The following is a 21,677-nucleotide window of genomic DNA, read 5'->3' on the forward strand; positions in this document are numbered from 1 at the left end:
AGGTAGGAAAGCAAAATGAAATTGAAGACGAATCTCTTTGGCCGGACCTATTCCTTCCGTGATGTGAAGGATGTGCTGGCCAAAGCCAATGAAGAAAAATCCGGCGATATGCTAGCCGGCATTGCCGCCAGTGGCAATGTGGAGCGGGTGGCCGCTAAAGTTGTGCTGGCAGAAATGACCATGGCGGACCTGCGGGAAAATCCCGTGGTCCCCTATGAGGAAGACGATATCACCAGAGCCGACCAGGATGCTCTGGAAGATCTTGCCTATCAGAAGATCAAGGGATTTACGGTGGGGGATTTTCGGGAATTCCTGCTGAGTGCCACGGAAGAAGAGATTGCTGCTATCCGGCCCGGGCTTACAGCGGAAATGGTGGCCGGGGTTACCAAGCTCATGTCCAATATGGATCTGGTCTATGCGGCGAAAAAGATGCATGTGGAAGCCACCTGCAACACCACCATCGGCCGGCTGGGCACCCTGTCCTCCCGGCTGCAGCCCAATCATGCCACGGATAATCCTGCCGGCATCATGGCTTCGGTACTGGAAGGCATCAGCTACGGCGTGGGGGACGCCGTTATCGGCCTGAATCCGGCGGTGGACACCATCGACAGCGTGGCCGATATCCTGAAGGAGTTCAAGACCTTTATAGAAAAATGGCAGCTGCCCACTCAGAATTGCGTATTAGCCCATGTGACCACCCAGATGAAGGTGCTGGAAAAGGATCTGGCGCCCATGGATCTGATGTTCCAGAGTCTGGCAGGTTCGGAAGTGGCCAGCCGGGCCTTTGGCATCAATGTGGCCCTGATGGATGAGGCCTATGAACTGATGCGGGAGAAAAAGAGCTCTGCGGGGCCCAACTTCATGTATTTCGAGACGGGGCAGGGCTCGGAACTGTCCTCCGACGGCCATCATGGTGCCGACCAATTGGTGATGGAGGCCCGCTGCTATGCCTTTGCTAAGCGATATCATCCCTTCCTGGTCAATACGGTAGTGGGCTTTATCGGCCCCGAATACCTCTATGATGGCCGCCAGATGATAAGGGCGGGCCTGGAGGATCACTTCATGGGGAAATTGACGGGGATTCCCATGGGCTGCGATGTCTGCTATACCAATCACATGCGGGCTGACCAGAACGATTTGGAGAATCTGGCCATGATGCTGGCCATGGCGGACTGCAACTACATCATGGGCATTCCCGGCGGGGATGATGTGATGCTGATGTATCAGACCACCAGCTATCATGATGTGGCTTCCCTGCGGCGCATTACGGGCAAACAGCCCATTGCAGAATTTGCCCGGCGTATGCAGGAACTGGGAATTTTTGACGAGCAGGGGCATCTGACGGAGATTGCCGGAGATCCGTCCCTGTTCTATGGTTTGGATAAAAAATTGGCAGGAGGTATCGCCGTATGAGGGAGAAGGAAGAAGCAGGATTTGTCCGGGATATTTCCCAGCCGGAGATCAAGGATAAAGTACTCATTGCAAAGCCCCAAAGCCTGGAGATGGTGAAGCGGCTGAAGAAAAGCACCAATGCCCGTTTGGGCGTTGGTCGTGCCGGGGACCGCTATAGGACGGAAACGCTGCTGAAATTCCGGGCAGACCATGCCATTGCCCAGGATGCCGTCTGGACAGATATCGACGAGACCCTGATTGATGAAATGGGCTTCTACAAGGTTCAGACCCTGGTGCAGGACAAGGAGGAATACGTGCGGCGGCCGGATAGGGGGCGCATCTTCTCCACGGAAACCATGGAAGCCATGAAACGGGACTGCATCCATGATCCCGATGTGCAGATTGTGGTGGCGGATGGCCTCAGCGGTTTTGCCATCAATGCCAATCTCAAGGATATCTACGCCATCATGATGGATGGCTTTGCCGAAAAGAGCTATAGCGTGGGGACCCCCATATTTGTGCGTTACAGCCGGGTAGCCACCATGGACAAGATCAGCGAGGCTTTGGGGGCCACGGTTACCATTCAGCTCATTGGGGAGCGGCCGGGGTTGGCTACAGGCGAGAGCATGAGCGTCTATATGGCCTACAAGGCCAGCAGCCAAAAGCCGGAATCCCAGCGCACGGTGGTATCCAATATCTATCAGCAGGGCATACCGCCCTTGGAGGCCGGCGCTCAGGTGGTGCATCTGACGGAAGTGCTCATGCGGGAAAAGAAAAGCGGGGTGGAATTGAAGATATGATGCAGGGAGAAGCAGAGCGCATCACAGCCAGCATGGCCATCCCGCCGGGAAGCCTGGGACTGTTGGAACAGCAGGTGCAGAAATTATTTATGGCCTGGCCGGAATTTTATCCGGAAATCAGGCCCCATCATTTTATCTTTGCCGCCGATAATGGCATTGTGACGGCAGGGGTGGTGCGGCAGGAGCAGGAGATCACCTATCTGCAGGCCAGCAATATGGTGGCCGGGGGTGCGGCCATCAGCTGTTTCTGCAAGTGCCAGCATGTGCCCTATACCGTGGTGGATGTGGGCATCAACAGCGAGGACGCCGTGGGCCTTGACCGCAAAGTGGCCCGGGGCACGAAGAACTTCCTGCACCAGCCCGCCATGACGGAGCGGGAATTCTGGCAGGCTTATGATGCTGGCGCCGAAATGGTGCAGCGGGCGGCAATAGCTGGCTGCAACCTGCTGTCCTTCGGGGAGATGGGCATTGGCAATACCACCACCTCCACGGCGGTGCTCCATGCCCTGACCGGGGCAAATCTCGTGGAAATCACTGGCTGCGGTGCCAATCCCGGCCATCCTGAGGTTATTCTGCGCAAGCGGGAGGTCATTGCGGCGGCCTGCAAGCTTTACGCTCCGTTGATGAAGGCTCCCCAGGGCATTATCCGCTGTGTGGGCGGCTTTGATATTGCCGCTCTCTGCGGCGCCATGATGGCCTGCCATGAAAAGAAGATCCCTTTCATGTTGGATGGTTTTATTACCGCCGTGGCCCTGGCCTGTGCTGCTACGATCCAGCCGGAGGTTTCCCAAATGGCCATTCCCACCCATATGTCCAAGGAACCGGGGATGATTTATGCCCTGAAAAAAGGCGGTATAGCTCCTGAGGAAGTGCCTATTCAGGCGGGGCTGCGTCTGGGGGAGGGTACAGGCGCCATCCTGGGCTTGTCCATGCTGCGCACCATGGTATATACTGTATATAACATGAAAACCATGGATGAACTGATGATGGAAGGTTGTGGTGCCGCGAAATGAAGTGTTTCCATTCACTTGTCTTGATGTTGCAATTCTTTACCCGTTTGCCGCTGCCCTGGCAGATCCCCTTTGAGGAGGGGATGCTGGCCAGGGTTGTTGTCTGGCTGCCAGTGGTGGGGTTGGTTATCGGCAGTATCAACGCCCTGGCCTATGAGGCGGGCAACCTGCTGGCAGGGCCAATGGCCGGGATTTTAGTGGCCATGGGGGCCAACCTTTTCCTGACTGGGGGCTTTCATCTGGATGGTCTGGCCGATACCTGCGATGGCATCTATTCCAGCCGCAAGCGGGAGCGAATGCTGGAAATCATGAAGGACAGCCGTTTGGGCACAAATGGGGCCTGCGCCTTACTGATGGTGTTTTTGGCCCGCTATAGCGGCCTTAACATGTTGCCCGAGGATTTTATCCCTTGGGCTGTTTTGCTGATGCCTGTGGCCGCCAGAGCCTGCAATCCCCTGCTGATGTTGTCCAACTATGCCCGCAAGGAGGGATTAGGCAATCTCTTTATAGGCAAGGTTTCCAAGAGGCGTGTGGCCTTATCGGTGTTTTTGGGGGGGCTATTGGTCTTTGGCCTGACGGGACAGGTCTGGCTGCTTATCGCCTATGCCCTGACGGCGGCCTTCCAGCCCCTGTTTTGCCGCTATATCACGGGCATCCTTGGAGGCATGACCGGCGATACTTTGGGGGCTGGTGACGAGCTCAGCGAGATGGTCTTTCTGGGGCTTTGCTGCATAGGTGCTTATCATGGCTGGTGAAGATAGAATCAAGGCCTATCTGCTGCGTCATGGGGAGGCTTCAGGCAATGTGCGGGGCGGCTACTATGGGCGCACGGAATGCCCCCTGACCGTTGCCGGCCGGCTGGCAGCCATGCAGGCTGGGGAAGAGCTGCATATGGCCCTGCAGGAAGATCCGGCACAAGAGATATTGTTGCTTTCCAGCCCCTTGCAGCGGGCCCGGGACACCGCTGTGATCGTGCAGCGCATGGCGGGGATTTCGGGGCAGATTATCCTGGAGCCTGCCTGGGAGGAAATCGATTTTGGCACTTGGGAGGGCCGCAACTTTGCCGATATTCAGCGGGAAGATCCGGATACCTGCCAGCAGCTCTGCGATGACTGGCAGAATTTCCGTTACCCAGAAGGGGAGAGTTTCCGCCAGTTTACGGAACGTGTCATCGCCGCCTGGCAGAAGTGGCGGGCATATGCCGCCAAGCGGCAGGCCCATCTGGTTGTGGTCAGCCATGGCGGCGTGCTGAAAGTCATCCGCCTCTGGGAAGAGGGCCGCTCCTGGGAAGATTTTTGGCGCATCCGGATTGCTTTAGGAGAAATACAGCCGCTGTTACTGGCCGTAAAGAAGTAACAGCGGCTGATTATTTTTTAAAGCATTTCCATGATATGAGCGGTAAGGATGCCGAAGGGTGTGCCAATCACATAGCCCAGCAGTGCCATCAGGATGCCTACAGGAACCAGAGAGCCGGAATAGGAGCCGGCCAGCACCGGGGCGGAAGCTGTGCCGCCGATATTGGCAAGGGAGGCCACGCAGGCGGTGAACATGTCCAGCTTGAGCACCTTGGCGATGATGAACATCAGGGTGAAGTGGATGCCCAGAACGATGAAGCCGGTGAGTATCCAGTAGGGAGCATCGGCCAGCTCCAACAGGGAGGCACGGGAGGCCAATAGGGCGATGACACTGTACAGGAGCATATTGGAAAGCTCCGCGGAACCTGCGGTGCGTCCCAGCGGGGAAATGGCACCGATAAGACCCATGACCGTAATGAAGAGGATGGTCCAGGTGGCCTTGTCCAGGAAGGGCACCATGCTGTTGAGAGTTACGCCCACATTGGTGCCGATGGCTGCTGTCAGCAGGGCCGAGCCCAAAAGGAGCAGCAGGCTCTGCATGGTGATGGGGGCCTTGTTGGCGGCGGCGTCTTCTTCCAGCCCCCGGGAAACTTCGTCCAGCGTTCTGGTGTCTGCTTTGTTCCAGGCATTGAATTTTGGAGCCAGCTGAATCAGCCAGAGCAGGAACATAACCCAGATGGAATAGTCGATGGAGTCTATGACCAGAGCATAGCCCATGTCGGCCTCGGAAATATTGAGGGCTGCCTGCACGGCGACCATGTTGCCGGATCCACCCAGCCATGAGCCGCAGAGGGCGCCCAGTCCCATCCAGGCGTTATCGCCGATGACGCCCTTCATGATGGTGAAGGCCCCAATAAAGCCAACCATGATGGTCAGGGATGCGGAAAAGAAGCCCAAGAGCATTCTGGGGCCAAGCTTCAATACCTTGCGAATATCGCAGCGCAGCAGCATCATGAAGACCATGGTGTAGGTCAGGGAGTTCTTGAGGGCCGTGTAAGCCGGCTTGGTTTCCTTCATATCCCAGGTGCCGGCGGTGCAAAGGAGCATGGCCAGCAAGTAGATGAGTACCACTGGCGGCAGGAACTCAAATAGTTTCCAGCCTGTTTTTTTCTCCAGCGTGATGAGTGCAGCTGCCAGACAGATCAGTACAGCCACATAGGTAAAACCGTTTGTGATCATGAATAAGACCTCTTTTCTCTAGTGCGTATAGAATAGGTATACATATTGAATTGCTATGACGCATATTATATAATAAATATGTCAATTTTTCCATAGAAAATATTGTATACAAGGACATACATCTGCTTTGGTAAATAAAGTTGAAAATGGATGTATGTTCCCGGTGTGAACCAGGTTGGAGGTACTTATGAAAATCACGAAAATTTGTTTGGGGCGTATCTCTGTTCCCTTACGTGTGCCGTTCAAGACCGCATTGCGCAGGGTGGATAGTGTGGAGGATATCATTGTGGAAATCCATACCGCTGAAGGAGCTGTGGGGTATGGGGAGGCACCTCCCACTGGTGTCATCACCGGGGACACGGCGGAAGGGATCATCGGCGCCATACGCGGGCACATTGCACCGGCTCTGCTGGGGCGTGATGTGGATGATTTTGAGGATGTCATCAAGCTGGTGCAGTCCGCCGTCGTACATAATACCTCGGCCAAGGCCGCTGTGGATATGGCCCTTTACGATCTCTATGGCCAGAGCTGCAAGCTGCCGGTTCATCGTCTGCTGGGCAGTGCCCGTCGGACCATAACCACGGATATCACGGTCAGTGTCAATTCGCCGGAGGAGATGGCCAGAGATGCCCTGGATGCTGTCCAGCGGGGCTATGATACCATCAAAGTGAAGGTAGGCATCAATCCGTCATTGGATGTGGAACGGCTGGCTGCCATCCGTCAGGCCATCGGCCCGGATCTGCGTCTCCGCATCGATGCCAATCAGGCCTGGTCCCCCAAGGAAGCCATACGCATCCTGAATCGCATGGAGGAAAAAGATCTTTCCATCGAACTGGTGGAGCAGCCTGTCAAGGCGCTGGATATCGAGGGCCTGCGGTCTGTCACGGCAGAAAGTCCCATCCCTGTGCTGGCCGATGAGTCTGTTTTCAGCCCCGCAGACGCCCTGCGCATCATGCAGCTTCATGCTGCGGATATGATCAACATCAAGCTGATGAAGTGCGGCGGCCTGTATCCGGCCCAGCAGATCATTGCGGCAGCAGAAGTCTATGGCGTGGAATGCATGCTGGGCTGTATGTTGGAGGCCAAGGTGTCGGTGAATGCTGCCGTGGAACTGGCCTGTGCCAAAAAGGCCATCACCCGCATCGACCTGGATGGCCCGGTGCTCTGTCGTGAAGATCCTGTCATCGGCGGCGCGGTATTTGCGGAAAAGGATATCACCGTTTCTAATGAACCAGGCATGGGCATCAAGGGAATTGAGGGAATCCGTTATCTTGATTAAAGGGGAGGAAATATGCGGTTTTATCTGGATGTATGGTTGTTTATTTTCATGACAACTATTTTCAAGCGTCATGTCATTTCTGCAGACTACCATGTTTGGGGCGGCCTGGTGCTGTTTGGCTTTACCCTTTGGCATCTGTGGCTGAACCGGCAATGGTTGGCAGGCTTTTGGCGACGGCAGAGGCAGTGGCAGGATTGGATCACGGTTATGTTGCTGCTGGTCTGGCTGGCCCTGGCTGTTACCGGTGTGCTGGCTGCCAAACAATTTGGCTTGGAGCTGCATTTTTTGAAGCCCTGGCATAAATTCTTAGGGGCGCTGTCCTTGCTGCTGGCATCCATGCACATTGGTTTCCATTGGCAATATCTCAAGGAAAATATCCTGCGGCGCTGTCCCTGCCTGAATAAGGTGCCCAAAATATTGACATCCCTGCTGATGGCTGGGATCTTGTGTCTGGGTGCGTACGGTTTCGTGGATTCGGGCTTTGGCAAATGGACCTCTGCCCCCTTTGTCACTTCGTCCCAGCAAAAGCCGCCCCAGGATGGCAGCAACAGGAAAAAACATCAGCCCCGGCCCTTTGATCCCCTGCGGCTGGGCAAAGCCATGGCAGAGCTTTCCGCCATGTTATATCTGGGGGCATATGTGGTGCGGAAAAGAAATAAATGATTTTGACCTGTCTACCATTTGACTTTATTGGTGGTCTGTGCTATCGTAAAAATCAATAGAAGCAGCGAAGCTCAAACGGATCTTGATGGATTCGTTTGGGCTTTTTTGCCTGATGGTGATAGAAAGCAGAGATTTAGGGAGCAGGTGCGGATTTGGAGTATTCATTGGCTCATTTGGCGGTGATGGCCGTTACGATTTGTGTGGTATTGGCTGGGGGACTGTATGCGGCGCGGTCGGTGCACTCGGCTGAGGGCTTCAGCCTTGGCGGCCGCTCCGCAGGCATTCCCATGATTGTGGGCAGCATTGCGGGAACTTGTGTCGGCGGCGGGGCGACGGTGGGCACGGCCCAGCTGGCTGGTTCTGTGGGGCTGTCTGCCGTATGGTTCACGATTGGTATCGGCCTTTCTTTATTGGTGATGGGGCTGATCTATGCCCGTCCTTTGCGGTATACAGGGCTGGAGACGATCTCCCAGTATCTCGTGGCCAATTATGGTGCCGGCGCAGGACGGTTCACCAGCTTTGCCACCTCTTTGGGGATCTTGTTCAGCGCCGTGGCCAGCACCCTGCCGGGCATTGCTTTGCTGGCGGCTCTGACAGGCTGCTCCTATGGAGTGTCGGCAGTCATGCTGCTGTTGCTGGTAATTCTCTATGCGTTCTTTGGCGGCATGAAAACGGCCTCTGTTGGTGGCATGCTGAAGATGGTCATCCTCTTTGTCACCCTGTTTGCGTTAGGCTTTTCTGCCTGGCAGGGGCTTATGGCTGCGCCTGCGCTGTTAGCGGATAAGCCGGCAGGATTTTTGAGCATCTGGGGCATCCAGACCAGTTCCATCCTGAATAATGTAGCCTCTGTTCTCGTGGGCATGATCTGCACCCAAACCTATATCCAGGCCATCTTTTCGGCCGCTAATCCTCGGACGGCAGCTGTTGGTTTGATCTTTGCCTCGTTTGTGGCGATTCCCGTGGGGGTGCCCTGTGCCATGATGGGCATCTATATGCAGGCGGCCCATCCGGAACTGCCTGCCATGCTGGCTCTGCCTGCGTACCTGCTCCATTATGCTTCTCCCCTGATGGGAGGAGCGGCCCTGGGCGGCATCGTGCTGGGCATCGTGGGTTCCATCGCCGGCTTGTCCCTGGGGGTGGGAACCATGGTGGCCCGGGATATGTTAGAACCGCTGCTGGACATTAAAACGGGTAGGGGGAAACTCAGCCTGATGCGTCTGTCTGTGGTGGGGGCCATCCTTGTGGCCATGACGATTGCCATCGCCAATAAGGATTCCCAGATCCTGTTTTGGAATTATCTGTCCATGGCTCTGCGGGGCTGCGGCATATTCATTCCCCTGACGCTGGCTATTTTCAAGCCCAAAGCGCTGGCGCCTCGGTGGGCGCTGGCATCCATGGTACTGTCCTTAGGTGCTGCCATAATAGCAGGTCTTATGCAGTCAGAGGTATCGCCAATCTTCGTTGGCTTGGGCGTAAGCCTGACAGTGGTTTTGCTGGGAATGGCTGTCTGTCAGCGACAGGGAGAACAGGCATTCGTGCAGGTGCGGGGCAAACCGTGATGTTGTTTACAAAGTTACAATTACATATTGACATACCTTATCATTTACTGTATTATATTAAAATATCATAGCAAGTATATAAAATGCTATATAGTAAATGTACAAAGGGGTACATCATGCGCAAGGGAACAGGCGTTCCCCGGCATGGTGTACCCTTTTTTCAGTTGAAGGAGGATGTAAATGCGGAAGAAGATTGGTTTGCCTTTAGGACTGTTGACCTTGCTGGTGATCCTGTTATTGCCTACGCCACCAGACTTGTCTACGGCAGGGCACAGGATGTTGGCTGTCTTGGTATTCTCGGTGGTTATCTGGATGTTTGAGACGGTTTCCTATCCGGTGTCGGCGGCTATCATCATCTCCCTGATGGCTTTCCTGCTGGGGACGGCGCCTAATATGATGAATCCGCTTTACACTATGAAATGACAATGTTAGATTCATATGTGTGTATGCTTGAATTTGACATGAATCAGCGGTTTTACCGTTATTGTGATGAATATTACGATAGGCAACGGGCAAAAGTTATGGATCATCTTCATGTGATGGTATTTATCCCCTTTAGATAAGCCAGACCAAGGTTGATTGGATGGCAACGATATATTGTGAATGAGCAGATGCTGAAAAGAAAGTCAGCATCTGCTTTTTCTATGTCTAAAAATAAAAGATATCAGAAATAAGACTTTATCATGGAGGTTGATTGGATGGCTACGAGTCAATATATGGATACATTTCCATAAAAAAAGACCGGTCACAGATGGAGGTCTGTTACCGGTTCTCACAGGAATTTTTTGCAAAATCAAAATAGTATAAATATATTTTAGCAAAAAATCCCTCGAAATGCACGAAAAATTTTAATCCAATTTTAATGCTTAAGATTGGTGAAAGTAGAGGGAAAAATGGATAAGGAAAAACGAGATAAGCTAAAGGCCTACGAAGGCAGCGTGCTTGACCAGGGATATGGTGTGGTCGGTAAGCGTGTGATGAGAGATAGGTCGATAAAAATAGGTGCTAAAGGCCTATATTGTTACCTGTGTGTATACGGGCATGAGGTATTCCCAAAACGGGATACAATCTGCTATGACTTGGGAATTAGCCGGGATACATATAACAGTTATCTAAAAGAATTGGTTTCGCATGGCTACGTAAGTGTCAGGCAACGCCGTGGGGAAGGTAATAAATTCGCAGGTAATGTTTATACCATCAACATAAAGTTGTCGGAAGTGGCGGATGGAAGCGTAGAAAAGCCGCAGCGGAAAAATCCTGCCACGGCAGATGAAGCCCAGATTGTGCCGTGCAGTAAAATTCCGGCCACGGAAAAGTCGTGCACGGAAGGGCCGGGGACGGAAATTTCCGCCACGGGTAAAACGGCGGAATCCCATACAGCGCAAGTGGTTTCAGCCAATGAAAATGGCGCTAATAATACAAGCTCCAACAACACCATTAACAATCAATATCATAAAACAACAACACCAACAGAAGATAATGGAGATGTTGCTGTTGTAAAATCTGATTTTAGTTCTGTTGGAGATTTGCTCCCACATGCCTTGAAGAATGTTCAAGAGAAAAGTAAGCATGCAGCGATTGTAGTGGATGATGAAGTAAGAGCATTAATGGATTTGGGGGCAAAGCAGGATATAGATAAAAAGTCTATGCTCTTGTTTATAAGTAAATTTGGTAAGGAAGCCGTTAAAGTTCAACTTGCGAATCTCGAATTTGCAGAAAAAAGAAGTAGCATTGGCAATCCGGGAGGCTGGCTGAATTGTGCTCTGCAAAATGGGTATTCAAATCTTGCGGCTGAAAAAGCTATGACAAAACATGAGGAGGCTGTACGGAAACAGGAAGCTATTAAGCGAATGCTGGAGGAAGATGCAAATCGGGAGGTTCCACCGCCAGATGAAAATAATGTGTTTTATCAGATGTATAAGAATCGTAGGACTAAGGCGGAGGGATGAATCATGCGGTCAGTAAAACGTAAAAGCATTGCATCAGCACCTCAAGTAATCAAAGTGCAGGAAATACCGTCAGCCGAAATCTATGCAATTAAGAAGCGGTATAAGGAGAATGCCCAAAAAATGGAAGAACTGGAAGAAAAGTGCAAGATGCTGGAGGAAGCTTTGAAGTACGGGGAAGTGACATCGCTATCCCGTATGATTATGGAATATCAGGCTATGTCTGTCAGCTATTTGGAGCATATATCCAAGGAAATGCAAATATACCGTTACAGTTATGAAGAACGGCAACGAGGCATGGAATTTATTGAGTACCTGCGTCAGGTGGCCGGAGAGCTGGAAGGCCTGTTATGGCCGGGAGGCACAAATGCCTGACTTCGGGGAACGCATAAGGCATCTCCGCAAAAAGCGGGGACTAACGATAATGGACGTGGAAAAGGCCACTGGGATTGGACATAGTACCATATCCCGGTGGGAGCGTGGCGAAAGCGTCCCTAACTCATCAGAGATTTATCAGATCTTGATGGATTACTTCAAGGTGGACATGTCCTATCTGATGGGCGTATCAGATGGAGTGTTGCGAGAGTCGGAGGTAATAAAGGATATCGTCACGAGATTAGAGGTTTTGGAAGAGCGTGTGGGTTATGAGGTACGCAAGGAGGAGTAAAAATGCGGATAATTTCTTTTATCAACAAAAAGGGTGGCGTGGGCAAGACCACCATTGTGGTAAATCTTGCCTATGCACTTAAAGAGCGCTATGACGCGAGAGTTCTGGTGGTGGATAATGATGAACAGGGGAATGTTTCCCAGTTTTTCGACGGGAAAGGCAAGTACTCTCTGGCAGATGTGCTTCTTGAGCGTGTAGAGATTGAGAAGGTCGTTGAGCAAACGCGATATGAAGGGATTGACCTCGTAAGGGCAGATTTTAGTCTGGCAGATGCCAATGTGGAACTGCGGGAAATGGATAAGTCAGGCAAGGAGTGGCAACTAAAAAATGCATTGGATTGTCTGGCTGGCAATTATGATGTCTGCCTGATCGATAATCCGCCACAGATTAATGCCTCCATGGTAAATAGTTTGGTGGCTTCGGATGAAGTGGTTGTAGTAAGTACAACGGATAAATTCAGCATATATGGTGTGCAACAGATGTTATCCTGCATAAAGGATGCACAGCAGCTTAATCCGCATATGAGTTACAGAGGGACGGTCGTAAATATGTTTGCGGGAGATGGTGATTCACTGGCTGCTATAGCGCAATTACGGCAGGAAACGGAAGTCCTGCCGGTAATGCTTCACAAAACAGATGGTGGCATTCGGGTAAAAACGGCCACTAACAGAATGGAAACAATATTTGAGTATTCACCAAGATGCCGATTCGCCCGGGATATGGTTGAATTCATGGATTATCTGTTGGGGGCGTGATGACAATGAAGAAACAACCAGCAGGGCTTCTGGAAAAGCTCTTAAAGAACAGGGAGCAGGAAGGCGTATCCATAGAGCGTCATATGGATATAGATGTGCATGATTTGGTTCCGAATCCCCAAAACTTTTATTCTATGCGCAATATAGACCGGCTGAAGAACCTTATCAAGACCACGGGGAAAGTTGAGGAACTAACGGTCAAATCTGTAGGTAAAGGAAAATATATGGTGGTGGCCGGCCATAGGCGGCGTAAAGCTGTGCTGGAACTGGTGGAGGAAGGTGCGGCGATTTCATCAAAAGTACCATGCTCTGTGGTAAGTTTTAAGCCAGTGGGGAATAGAAGTGCCGAAGATATGGAGTTACTGTGGCTGAGCTCCTCCAATATGGGGCAAAGAGAGTATCGTACCATGTCCGAGAAGATACAGGAGGTTGAGCTGATAAGCAGGCTACTGCGCAAGGACTATGATGAGGATTATGCTGGCGGCTTTGTAACAGGGGCATTTCGCAGTTACCTGGCACAATTCCTATGTATGACGGATAGCAGGTTGCAGCGGCTGTTGGCGATGCGAAACGTTGTGCCTGACTATCTGGAAATGATAGATAGCGGGGAACTGAAAGAAACGGCTGCCTATGAACTTACGAATCTTAGTGAAGAAGAGCAGCATATCCTGATGGATGCCATGGAAGGTCAGGAAATAACTGTGAAGGGGATAAAGCAGAAAAAAGATGAACTCTTTGCCAAAGGACAGACCACAGAAGCTGATGTGAATTCGGAGGGAGATGGTGATGGGCAGTTGGAGAAAGGTGTTGCAGATTATGGAGCCGCTGATGAAAGCGTAGCAGGTGCGGCAGAAGAAACCGTTAACAATGTTGTTCCGGATCCTTTGGCTGATGCTGGCGGGGACGTAGCTGCTCATAGAACTGCAGATAAAAGCCGGCTGATGACGAGCGTGGATATGCTGATGAGTTATTGCGAGGGCCGCCATGATACTAGTACTAATCCATGCCCGGGCTGTGACTTCGAAGATGGCCAGGGTGGCTGCCGTATGGGGACAAAACCATGCGTGTGGCATATAGAGAGTGCGGCTAGAAAGACTTTGCTTGCGTGTTAATTGGGGATAAGGTAGCCGAGGATGTTAATTATTAACATCCTCGGCTGGAAAGGAACGGCACTATGAGGAAAGCAACACCAAAGGTTAGGCTATATCTGGCACAGCAGGTGTTGGAGCAATATTATAAGGGAACTGACGAACCGAGTGAAGCGCAGAAGGCTTGGATGAATAAATTGTATGGGAACAACCCGGACAGTAGGGGAATAAGGAAATTGCGTATGCGCCTGCTGGATAGGGAATGCAGTGAGATTATCGTAAGTGCAGTCATTGCGGATGCCACGCAGGAGGAAAAGATATTCCTGCGGGATAAGTACAAACTACGCCGTAATTTCACGGCCATAAGCTGCAGGCTCCATGTGCATGTCAATGGACTGCAGCGTTGGCGGGATAGATTCCTCAATGAGATTGCGCAGATGCTGAATTATGAACTGCCAGAACGGGATGTATGGTCATATCGTAAGGTAGGGGCACTCATTAAGGTACTGGAGCGCAATATAGAGTTCCTGGAACAAAATGATGAGGAAACGGATAAGGATTCGTTAAAGCGGCTTTGCGCATTAAGAGATCGATATCGCATTCTACATGCTGGTATGGAGAAATATCTGTTTTCTGAGTCTGATTCCACGAGGATAAGGGTTGTCAGGGAACGTTTGCTCCATGTTGATCTGGGCTCAGCAGAACTTGCTGATTTTGTGGGGTTCTCCCATACGACAGTGGATTTGTGCCTGGCAGATTTTCTGAAGAAATACTATTATCTTGGTGCTGGGGGGGCCTGAATACAAAATGGGTGTTTCTGGATATGTCATTGAAGTAATAACTCACATATAATTATATAATGTGAGTTATTACATAAATGTTGACAGTGAGATAAAGAAATCGATATAATAATTTCAGTAAAAACTCACATTGTATAACGAAGTGTGTGCTGACAGTAAAATGGAGGTCTTAAACATGCTTATGCCATATGCAGAGGCCGTAAAAGAATATGGTTCAGGATACAAGCTGAAAAAGGCTGTGAATTTGGGAGAAATATATAAACTTTCGCCTGGGGTTTATGCCCGGCGGTCTACGGCCACAGAGATGGAAAAGCTGCAAGTAAGGTATAAGACGGCCATATTTACCATGGATAGTGCCTTTTATTTTCTCGGACTGACGGATGTAGTGCCGGAGAAGTGGCATATGGCTACAGCCCGTAATTCAACTCGCATACCCAGCGAAAAGGTACATCAGTACTTTGAAACTGCCAACTATTATGGAATTGGCAAATCTATGGTAGATTTCAATGGCGCTGAACTCCGCTGCTATGATCAGGAGCGTATGCTCTTGGAGCTGGTGCGACATAGAAAAACGATGCCGTTCGATTTTTACAAGGAAATTGTACAAAGCTATCGCAGGCGCTATGAGAGCATAGATTACGGCAAATTGGATGATTATATTGATGCTATGCAAAGCCGTACTGATTTTTACGATGTTATACAACGGGAGATTTTCTGATGAAACTGAAAGATATGATAAAGGCCTACGAAGATGAAGGCTATGATAATGTGCAGGCGCAGGCTCGTGTGAGCCAGGACGTAGTGGTAATGAATATTGCTGCCAGCTCTTTGAAACGGAATGTTACGATCAAAGGCGGCGTGGTCATGCATAATATGTCGCATGACAGCCGCCGAGCAACGCAGGATATCGATTTTGACTTTATACATTACTCTCTGTCGGATGAATCCATACGATTGTTTCTGGATAAGATAAGCAATGCAGAGTTCAAGTTGGAGCCGACAGGTGAGATAGAAGAACTGCGGCAGCAGGACTATCACGGCAAACGAGTTCATATTGTGATAACGGATGTGGATGGTACCACGATAAAGACAAAAATGGATATTGGGGTGCATAAGAATCTGTCCATAGAGCAGGATGAATACTGTTTTGATATTGCCTATCTCGATGACGGCCCTACTGTATTAATCAACTCCAAGGAGCAGATGTTCACGGAGAAGCTGCGGTCAATCCTTAAATTTGGCCCCACGTCCACCCGCTACAAGGATATCTTCGACATGTACTATTTGGCGCAGTTATCTGGTATGAGCTGGGAGAAGCTGCGGGCATGCATTAAGCTGTTGATTTTTGATGATGAGGGTATGAGAGAAAATACGCCGGAGGAAATGCTGCGGCGTATACAGCGGACACTTAGCAATCGCATCTATCGGCAAAAACTTAGCCGTGCCCGCAAGAATTGGCTGGATGTAGATAGTGATACGGTTTTGGAGCAGCTGCTGACCTTCCTGGAAAACGTGCTCAAAAAGCCATAAGAAAAGGTATACTTTTCGTAGGTTGGATGCATCCTCAACTCAGTATATGATATTGGGCGAGGAGTGATGAACATGGATCAATATGTAACTGGCAGTATTATCAAACGGCTTCGCGAAAGCAGAAAGATGACGCAATTGCAGCTGGCAGAAGCGCTCAATGTAAGTGACAAGACGATATCCAAATGGGAAAACGGGCGCGGTTATCCTGATATCGCTTTATTGGAACCACTGGCCAAGACTCTGAGATTGTCTGTCTCAGAACTCCTGGCTGGCGAAAGTATCAGCAATACCAATCGTTGTTTCAACATGAAGAAGATAAAGTTTTATGTATGCCCTATCTGTGGCAATGTTATAATAACCACAGGACGGGCTGCTATCAGCTGCTGCGGCATAATGCTTCCGGATTTGGAGCCGGAGACGGCTGATTCAACTCATACGGTTCATGTTGAACAGGTAGAAGACGAATATTACGTTGCCATAGATCATGAGATGGGTAAGAAGCATTACATATCGTTTGTGGTTGCTGTCAAAGAAGACGGATATGATTTGAAGAAGTTTTATCCAGAAGGTGCGGCAGAGGCGCGGTTTAAGCGGAGCAATGTTCGAAATTTGTATTATTACTGCAATCAGCATGGCTTGTTTCAGATACCGTTAGGTTCTGTTAAAAGCAGGTGAGCATAAGCTGAGAGCAGGCGGTATTGGTTTGCAGGAGGGCTGATGATGAGCAGGATTGTTGTATTGGTAGGCAGTAATCGAAAAGGTGGCAATACGGATTTGTTGGCAAAGGCGTTTGCTGATGGTGCCCGTGAGCATCATGAGGTGGAGCTGATATCCGTAACAGATTACAAGGTGGGGCCTTGTCTTGGATGTAACAGCTGTTTTCAGAAGGAAGGTCATCCCTGCTTTCAGCAGGATGATATGCAGCTGATATATGACAAGCTAAAAGAGGCCGATATACTGGTCGTTGCCTCACCGGTATATTTTTACGGACTCAGTGCCCAGTTGAAGGCTGTTATCGACCGCCTGCATAATCCTATCCGGGATACATTTAAGATTCGGAAATTAGCTATGCTGCTGGTAGGTGCGGCAACACTGCCTGAACTTTTCGATGCAATACTTGCGCAGTACAAGCTGGTATTGAATTTCTTCAAGTTGGAGGATGGAGGGACAGTGCTGGTGCGCGGTGCTAAGGAAAAAGGGGATGTTCGGCAGGGGAACAGCCTGCAGCAGGCATTTCAGTTGGGAAAGACCATTTCTTGATAGATTGACTATGGAGACAGCATTGGTGCGAATATATAAAGAGCTGGATAAATGGAAGCACAGGCATTTGCTGTTACTGGCAGATGAGCAGGAAAGTATGGTTGAGAAGTATTTGGCTTCTGGTACGATGTATGTGCTGGAGGATTCCGGGGTAAAGGCTGAATGCGTGGTTACCGATGAGGGAAATCATGTGCTGGAAATAAAGAATATCGCCGTTATGCCAAAATCACAGGGCTATGGTTATGGGAAAAAGCTCATTGGCTTTTTGGTAAAACAGTATGCGGGCAATTATGATTATATTCAGGGTGGCACCGGAGATAGTCCCCTTACTATACCCTTTTACGAACATTGTGGCTTTACCCGTTATGATGTACGGAAAAATTTCTTTCTGGATAATTACGACCATGTTATCGTTGAAGGAGGGAAACAGTTGGTTGATATGGTGTTGTTGCACAGGAAGATTTGACGGATGGTTTTTTGAGCCTTTACGATTAACTTGGAAATATACGAAAAATGAGGATGTGGACAAATGCTGTTCACATCCTCTTAGGATGTTAATTATTAACATCCTGAGTTATCCAGTTGTTGGATGAGGGGCGCAAAGTATTGCTCCTCAGCGTCAAGGCGGGCACGTATGACATCTTCAAGTGTCGGGAAATGACCAATGTAGTGATATATGCCCTGACTGGTAATCGCTACTTCATAGGCGTTGTGATTTAAGCGTTTTTGCATGTGGATGTCCCTTATACCAGTGTTGCTGTTGGACTTGTGGTAACGGATAGAATCGTTGGTTTTTAGCTTTTGGGCTGCTGGCTCCCGTGGAGCGGCCATTTTTTGAGGTTGCATCCGCAGCTCCGTTTAATTCCCTGAGTGAGCTGGGATGTGGTAGCAAGTGTGTATTCACCGCAGTCACAGAGGCAAAGAAGCCTGAAATCATGGGGACTGATTTCGAGAATTCGTTTAACCGTTAGGTGATGAAAGCGTTTTCCGATAAGAGTTTCCTTATTTTGCAGGCGAAGATATTTGCAATTACGGCCACAGGTGGCTTTCTGATTGTTAATGAGTTGGCTGGTAGAGAGATATACGTCGTTACCGCAATCACAGAAACAATGCCACTTGGACTTATAGTCGGTGTCGCTACTGCGGGCGATAACAGTAAGGTGGCCAAAGCGTTTTCCTGTTAAATCTATGGATGCTTTATCCCTGATAGACTTAAGGCATCCGCATGAGGAATAAGCACCTCTGAGAAATGCAGAGGTAGTTACTTCGAAAGTGTTGCCACAGTCACATCGGCAAATCCAGCTTGATTTGCGGAGTGGGTTGTTACTGTGGGAGATAACCGTTAGATGCTTGATGTGTTTCCCGATGAGATCGGGGATATGGAATTTTCGGTTGCGTGATCTGCTGCAGCCACAACTGATATCATGGCCATTAAGCAGGCGACTGGTGGTAAGCGAGACTTCATTGCCACATTCGCAGCGGCAAATCCAGGTTCTTGTTCGCTTAGGGTTGCGATGTCGGGAAATGACGGTTAATCTGCCAAATTTTTGTCCTATAAGGTCAATGATCTCTAGTTCCGAGGTTCCTGTGTGGCACCCACAGCTTCGAAGACCTTTTAGGAGAAGACTGGTTCTTAGATAGACTTCGTTGCCGCAGTCACAACGGCAAAGCCAGTTTGATCTATAAAGCGGATTTTTGTTGCGGGCGATAACGGTTAAATGTCCAAAGCGTTCACCGACAAGATTCAGCGTGTTTAAATAATTGGTTCCAGTGACACATCCACAGCTGCGTCGCCTGCCTGTGATCAGGCTTGTGGCAGAAAAATACCCTTCATTGCCGCAATCACAACGACAGAGCCATTGGGATTTATGAAGCGGATCGGGATGGCGTGCGATGACTTTTAGGTGTCCGAATTGCCTGCCGGTAAGGTCAAATAGCGTATATTTCCTTACACGTTGGCTGCAGCCGCAACTCTTTACTCCGCCTCGCAGATCGCTGGTGAGAAGATAGATTTCCTTACCGCAGTCACAGCGACAAAGCCAACTAGATGTACGGCGTGGGCGGGAATCCCTGACAATAACTGTGAGATAGCCAAAACGCTGGCCAACAAGGTCAAGATTTTGTATTTCTTTGGTGCCCGTTTTACATCCACAACTGCGTCGCTTACCTTTGATTAAAGGACCGGTGTAGAAATAAACATCATTGCCGCAATCGCAATGGCAGAGCCACTTGGTGTTGTTGCGAGCGGAATTATCGCGAGAAATAACAGTCAGGTGGCCAAATCTTTGTCCGGTAAGGTCAATCGATGAATATTTATCACTAAAGTGACTGCAGCCACAGCTTTTTATTCCTCGCACCAAGTCACTGGTGATGACATAGATTTCCTTGCCACAGTCACAGCGACACAACCAGCTGCCCCTGTGCAGGGAACGTGGATCTTTAGCTATGACGGTCAGATGTCCAAAGCGGTCGCCGATGTTGATCGTGGTGTTCATGATATTTTCCTTCTAACAATAGTCATAGGCGTAATGGCGAAGAAAATTTTATTGAGTGTTGATAATATAATGTTGATGATTACGCGAAGACCTTGGACAGGCTTATAATAGGAAATGTTATTTAATGAATGTCTTTTTCTAGACTACAAAGATTTTTAATTGGATAATCACAGGAGTTTGGTTTAAAAAACTCTACGCTAGGCGATCTTTTAAAGGCCATACAATTAATAGGAAATACGTATTTTGAACGTCCAACAGTGGTAATGATTTGATAACCTTTTTTCGAAATCTCTGTCATTTTTGATCCATTAGGGTGACCATGGGTGTTGCATATTCCATAACTAACAATCGCTATTGGATGTTTGTTGTTGTTTGGGGAAAAAGGAAATTTACCCATCTTTGATCCGTGATGTGAAACGATAACGTAGTCATAGTTAGAACTTTTCAATTGTTCGGGTATAATCTCATAATCACAATCACCGCATAGTATTGTGCGATGGGCGGAACTCTTAACAACCATTATTAATCCGAAATTGTTAGCACGAGTGATACCATTGGAAGATTTTCGCTGTCCTGTCCATATTTCTATACCGCAAAAGTTATTATCTTCTTTATTAAGGATGCGTGTTTGTATTAGTTCTTCATTGATAATGTGAACATTTTTATGTTCGGGTTTAATGAGTTCTAGGAATATTCGAAATGCATATGAAGATACTCTGTTTGCCTTTCGTTCAATTGTATTATCTTTTTTAAACCAAAGCGAATGTAAATCTGGAATAATCCATCTCTTAGTGTATACATTATCGTCCCATAATGATAATCCTAATATATGATCTGTATCCCAATGGGATAGAATAATAATATCGGGGAAATGATGCTCTAGTTCATCTATAGCATTTTTAATTTCTTTTTGATTCTTTTCTGCTTTATATCTAGTTAATCCAACATCAAAATAGATTTTTTTATTATTAGATCCATTGAGTTTTATACAATTTCCTTGTCCGATATTATAACAATATATACAATTTACAGATGCTGGTATTTTTTCATCTATAATTGTGTTGTTAAGCTTGTTTAAATATTCGCTTTTGTGCTTAAGAAAATAATTGGTCAAATCATCTTCTTCGTTAACATGTTCAGTCGTATCTTGGATATGGAATGTAACATCATTTTCCAAAACTGGACTGGCAGCAAACATTAAATGACCGTTTATTTCTAAACTATCGTCGCTGGATTTTTTATTGTCAATTTTTGGATTAATTATTCCGGTTAACCAGTGACTAGGTTTTGGATTCTTAAAATATATACGTAGTATTTCTATGATTAGATATAAAGGAACGCCATCACTGTAAAAACCGAGATAATATGGATGGTCGGATTCTATTTTATATTCCAAGCGTAGATCGAATTCTAAACTTAATTTTTTTTGATAAAATGGAAGATTCTTGGTCTTGTTGGTTATGTTATAATTATCAGTTAAAAATTTTTCAAGGCCGTCTATATCATCGTTTTCAATGAGCTCATCAAACTTCTGGTATTTATCTTTACCTAATAACTCACTTAAATTGCCCATAAGTTCATCATTGAAAATTGGACGTGCATAAAATCGTTCGTTGTTTAATTGTGTAAAATGTTCTCGAAATTCTTCTGGATTCATTAGTAACCTCCAGTAAATTATAATGTTATATCATTTAAATGATAGCATAAATGTGTTCATATTTCTACGGTGGTGATGCAATATATTACAAAATTATAAGGGCTATATTTACAATTTAACGTTAAAAGTGTACAATATAAGTTAAAGGAAAATAATTTTGGATAAAGTATTTAGTTGAATTTAATGGAAAATAAAGGCTAGTCTAGGCTAGATTCAATAGCGCCAATGATAGTGAGACAAGT

Annotated in this window: 23 protein-coding genes; 20 read left to right on the forward strand and 3 right to left on the reverse strand. The window is 48.4% G+C overall.

Going from position 1 to position 21,677, the window contains the following annotated elements; translation table 11 throughout:
- Positions 1 to 15: 15 nt before the first annotated feature.
- From SELR_RS06265 to SELR_RS06285, 5 genes are read left to right on the forward strand one after another with little or no spacing between them, the layout of a single operon-like run.
- Entirely contained in the window at positions 16 to 1,413 is a 1,398-nt protein-coding gene (locus SELR_RS06265; protein ID WP_014424370.1) for an ethanolamine ammonia-lyase subunit EutB, read from the forward strand.
- Complete coding sequence (eutC, locus tag SELR_RS06270) at positions 1,410 to 2,192, forward strand: ethanolamine ammonia-lyase subunit EutC (protein ID WP_014424371.1); 783 nt, start codon at positions 1,410 to 1,412, stop codon at positions 2,190 to 2,192. Before SELR_RS06265 ends, eutC begins: the two co-directional genes overlap by 4 nt.
- Positions 2,189 to 3,205 (forward strand): nicotinate-nucleotide--dimethylbenzimidazole phosphoribosyltransferase, encoded by a 1,017-nt coding sequence (locus tag SELR_RS06275; RefSeq protein ID WP_014424372.1) that lies wholly within the window; start codon positions 2,189 to 2,191, stop codon positions 3,203 to 3,205. The genes eutC and SELR_RS06275 overlap by 4 nt, the downstream gene beginning before the upstream one ends.
- Positions 3,202 to 3,957, forward strand: coding sequence for an adenosylcobinamide-GDP ribazoletransferase (gene cobS, locus SELR_RS06280; RefSeq protein ID WP_014424373.1), 756 nt, complete (start codon positions 3,202 to 3,204; stop codon positions 3,955 to 3,957). Before SELR_RS06275 ends, cobS begins: the two co-directional genes overlap by 4 nt.
- Positions 3,947 to 4,558, forward strand: coding sequence for a histidine phosphatase family protein (locus SELR_RS06285; protein WP_014424374.1), 612 nt, complete (start codon positions 3,947 to 3,949; stop codon positions 4,556 to 4,558). Before cobS ends, SELR_RS06285 begins: the two co-directional genes overlap by 11 nt.
- 17 nt (positions 4,559 to 4,575) lie before the next feature.
- Here SELR_RS06285 and SELR_RS06290 read toward each other — a convergent pair whose 3' ends face one another.
- Positions 4,576 to 5,736, reverse strand: coding sequence for a DUF819 family protein (locus tag SELR_RS06290; protein ID WP_014424375.1), 1,161 nt, complete (start codon positions 5,734 to 5,736; stop codon positions 4,576 to 4,578).
- A gap of 187 nt (positions 5,737 to 5,923) precedes the next feature.
- On the opposite strand from SELR_RS06290, the gene SELR_RS06295 reads away from it, so the two are divergent.
- From SELR_RS06295 to SELR_RS06365, 15 genes are all read left to right on the forward strand, one after another.
- Positions 5,924 to 7,015 (forward strand): dipeptide epimerase, encoded by a 1,092-nt coding sequence (locus SELR_RS06295; protein ID WP_014424376.1) that lies wholly within the window; start codon positions 5,924 to 5,926, stop codon positions 7,013 to 7,015.
- 12 nt (positions 7,016 to 7,027) lie between these two features.
- Positions 7,028 to 7,678: a DUF4405 domain-containing protein gene (locus SELR_RS06300; protein ID WP_014424377.1), complete on the forward strand. Its 651-nt coding sequence runs from the start codon at positions 7,028 to 7,030 to the stop codon at positions 7,676 to 7,678.
- Positions 7,679 to 7,830: 152 nt separating this feature from the next.
- Positions 7,831 to 9,237, forward strand: a complete 1,407-nt coding sequence (locus tag SELR_RS06305; protein ID WP_014424378.1) for a sodium:solute symporter family protein — start codon at positions 7,831 to 7,833, stop codon at positions 9,235 to 9,237.
- A 180-nt stretch (positions 9,238 to 9,417) separates the two neighbouring features.
- Positions 9,418 to 9,660: an anion permease gene (locus SELR_RS18615; protein WP_158645776.1), complete on the forward strand. Its 243-nt coding sequence runs from the start codon at positions 9,418 to 9,420 to the stop codon at positions 9,658 to 9,660.
- A gap of 470 nt (positions 9,661 to 10,130) precedes the next feature.
- Positions 10,131 to 11,186 (forward strand): helix-turn-helix domain-containing protein, encoded by a 1,056-nt coding sequence (locus SELR_RS17675; protein WP_014424381.1) that lies wholly within the window; start codon positions 10,131 to 10,133, stop codon positions 11,184 to 11,186.
- Positions 11,187 to 11,189: 3 nt separating this feature from the next.
- The gene (locus SELR_RS18785) at positions 11,190 to 11,558 is read left to right on the forward strand and encodes a hypothetical protein (protein WP_014424382.1); all 369 of its coding nucleotides are present in this window, start codon (positions 11,190 to 11,192) and stop codon (positions 11,556 to 11,558) included.
- Positions 11,551 to 11,850, forward strand: coding sequence for a helix-turn-helix domain-containing protein (locus SELR_RS06325; RefSeq protein ID WP_014424383.1), 300 nt, complete (start codon positions 11,551 to 11,553; stop codon positions 11,848 to 11,850). Before SELR_RS18785 ends, SELR_RS06325 begins: the two co-directional genes overlap by 8 nt.
- 2 nt (positions 11,851 to 11,852) lie before the next feature.
- Positions 11,853 to 12,605 (forward strand): ParA family protein, encoded by a 753-nt coding sequence (locus SELR_RS06330; protein WP_014424384.1) that lies wholly within the window; start codon positions 11,853 to 11,855, stop codon positions 12,603 to 12,605.
- 5 nt (positions 12,606 to 12,610) lie between these two features.
- Positions 12,611 to 13,717 carry a ParB/RepB/Spo0J family partition protein gene (locus SELR_RS17680; protein WP_050992749.1) on the forward strand — a complete coding sequence of 369 codons (1,107 nt, stop codon included), beginning with the start codon at positions 12,611 to 12,613 and terminating at the stop codon, positions 13,715 to 13,717.
- Between the two features lie 164 nt (positions 13,718 to 13,881).
- The gene (locus tag SELR_RS06340; protein ID WP_158645777.1) at positions 13,882 to 14,493 is read left to right on the forward strand and encodes a hypothetical protein; all 612 of its coding nucleotides are present in this window, start codon (positions 13,882 to 13,884) and stop codon (positions 14,491 to 14,493) included.
- 175 nt (positions 14,494 to 14,668) lie between these two features.
- A complete protein-coding gene (locus SELR_RS06345) occupies positions 14,669 to 15,211 on the forward strand; it encodes a type IV toxin-antitoxin system AbiEi family antitoxin domain-containing protein (RefSeq protein WP_014424387.1) in 543 nt (180 codons plus the stop codon).
- Positions 15,211 to 16,023, forward strand: coding sequence for a nucleotidyl transferase AbiEii/AbiGii toxin family protein (locus SELR_RS06350; protein ID WP_014424388.1), 813 nt, complete (start codon positions 15,211 to 15,213; stop codon positions 16,021 to 16,023). The genes SELR_RS06345 and SELR_RS06350 overlap by 1 nt, the downstream gene beginning before the upstream one ends.
- A gap of 72 nt (positions 16,024 to 16,095) precedes the next feature.
- Positions 16,096 to 16,698, forward strand: coding sequence for a helix-turn-helix domain-containing protein (locus tag SELR_RS06355; RefSeq protein WP_014424389.1), 603 nt, complete (start codon positions 16,096 to 16,098; stop codon positions 16,696 to 16,698).
- A 45-nt stretch (positions 16,699 to 16,743) separates the two neighbouring features.
- Complete coding sequence (locus tag SELR_RS06360; protein WP_041914293.1) at positions 16,744 to 17,283, forward strand: flavodoxin family protein; 540 nt, start codon at positions 16,744 to 16,746, stop codon at positions 17,281 to 17,283.
- Positions 17,284 to 17,308: 25 nt separating this feature from the next.
- Positions 17,309 to 17,749 carry a GNAT family N-acetyltransferase gene (locus SELR_RS06365; RefSeq protein WP_197537168.1) on the forward strand — a complete coding sequence of 147 codons (441 nt, stop codon included), beginning with the start codon at positions 17,309 to 17,311 and terminating at the stop codon, positions 17,747 to 17,749.
- 328 nt (positions 17,750 to 18,077) lie between these two features.
- Here SELR_RS06365 and SELR_RS18790 read toward each other — a convergent pair whose 3' ends face one another.
- Both SELR_RS18790 and SELR_RS06385 read right to left on the reverse strand, forming a co-directional pair.
- The gene (locus SELR_RS18790; protein ID WP_014424393.1) at positions 18,078 to 19,778 is read right to left on the reverse strand and encodes a hypothetical protein; all 1,701 of its coding nucleotides are present in this window, start codon (positions 19,776 to 19,778) and stop codon (positions 18,078 to 18,080) included.
- Positions 19,779 to 19,899: 121 nt separating this feature from the next.
- Positions 19,900 to 21,435, reverse strand: coding sequence for a ComEC/Rec2 family competence protein (locus SELR_RS06385; protein ID WP_014424394.1), 1,536 nt, complete (start codon positions 21,433 to 21,435; stop codon positions 19,900 to 19,902).
- Between the last annotated feature and the right edge of the window lie 242 nt (positions 21,436 to 21,677).

It is taken from the genome of Selenomonas ruminantium subsp. lactilytica TAM6421, assembly GCF_000284095.1.
GTDB classification, from domain to species: domain Bacteria; phylum Bacillota; class Negativicutes; order Selenomonadales; family Selenomonadaceae; genus Selenomonas_A; species Selenomonas_A lactilytica.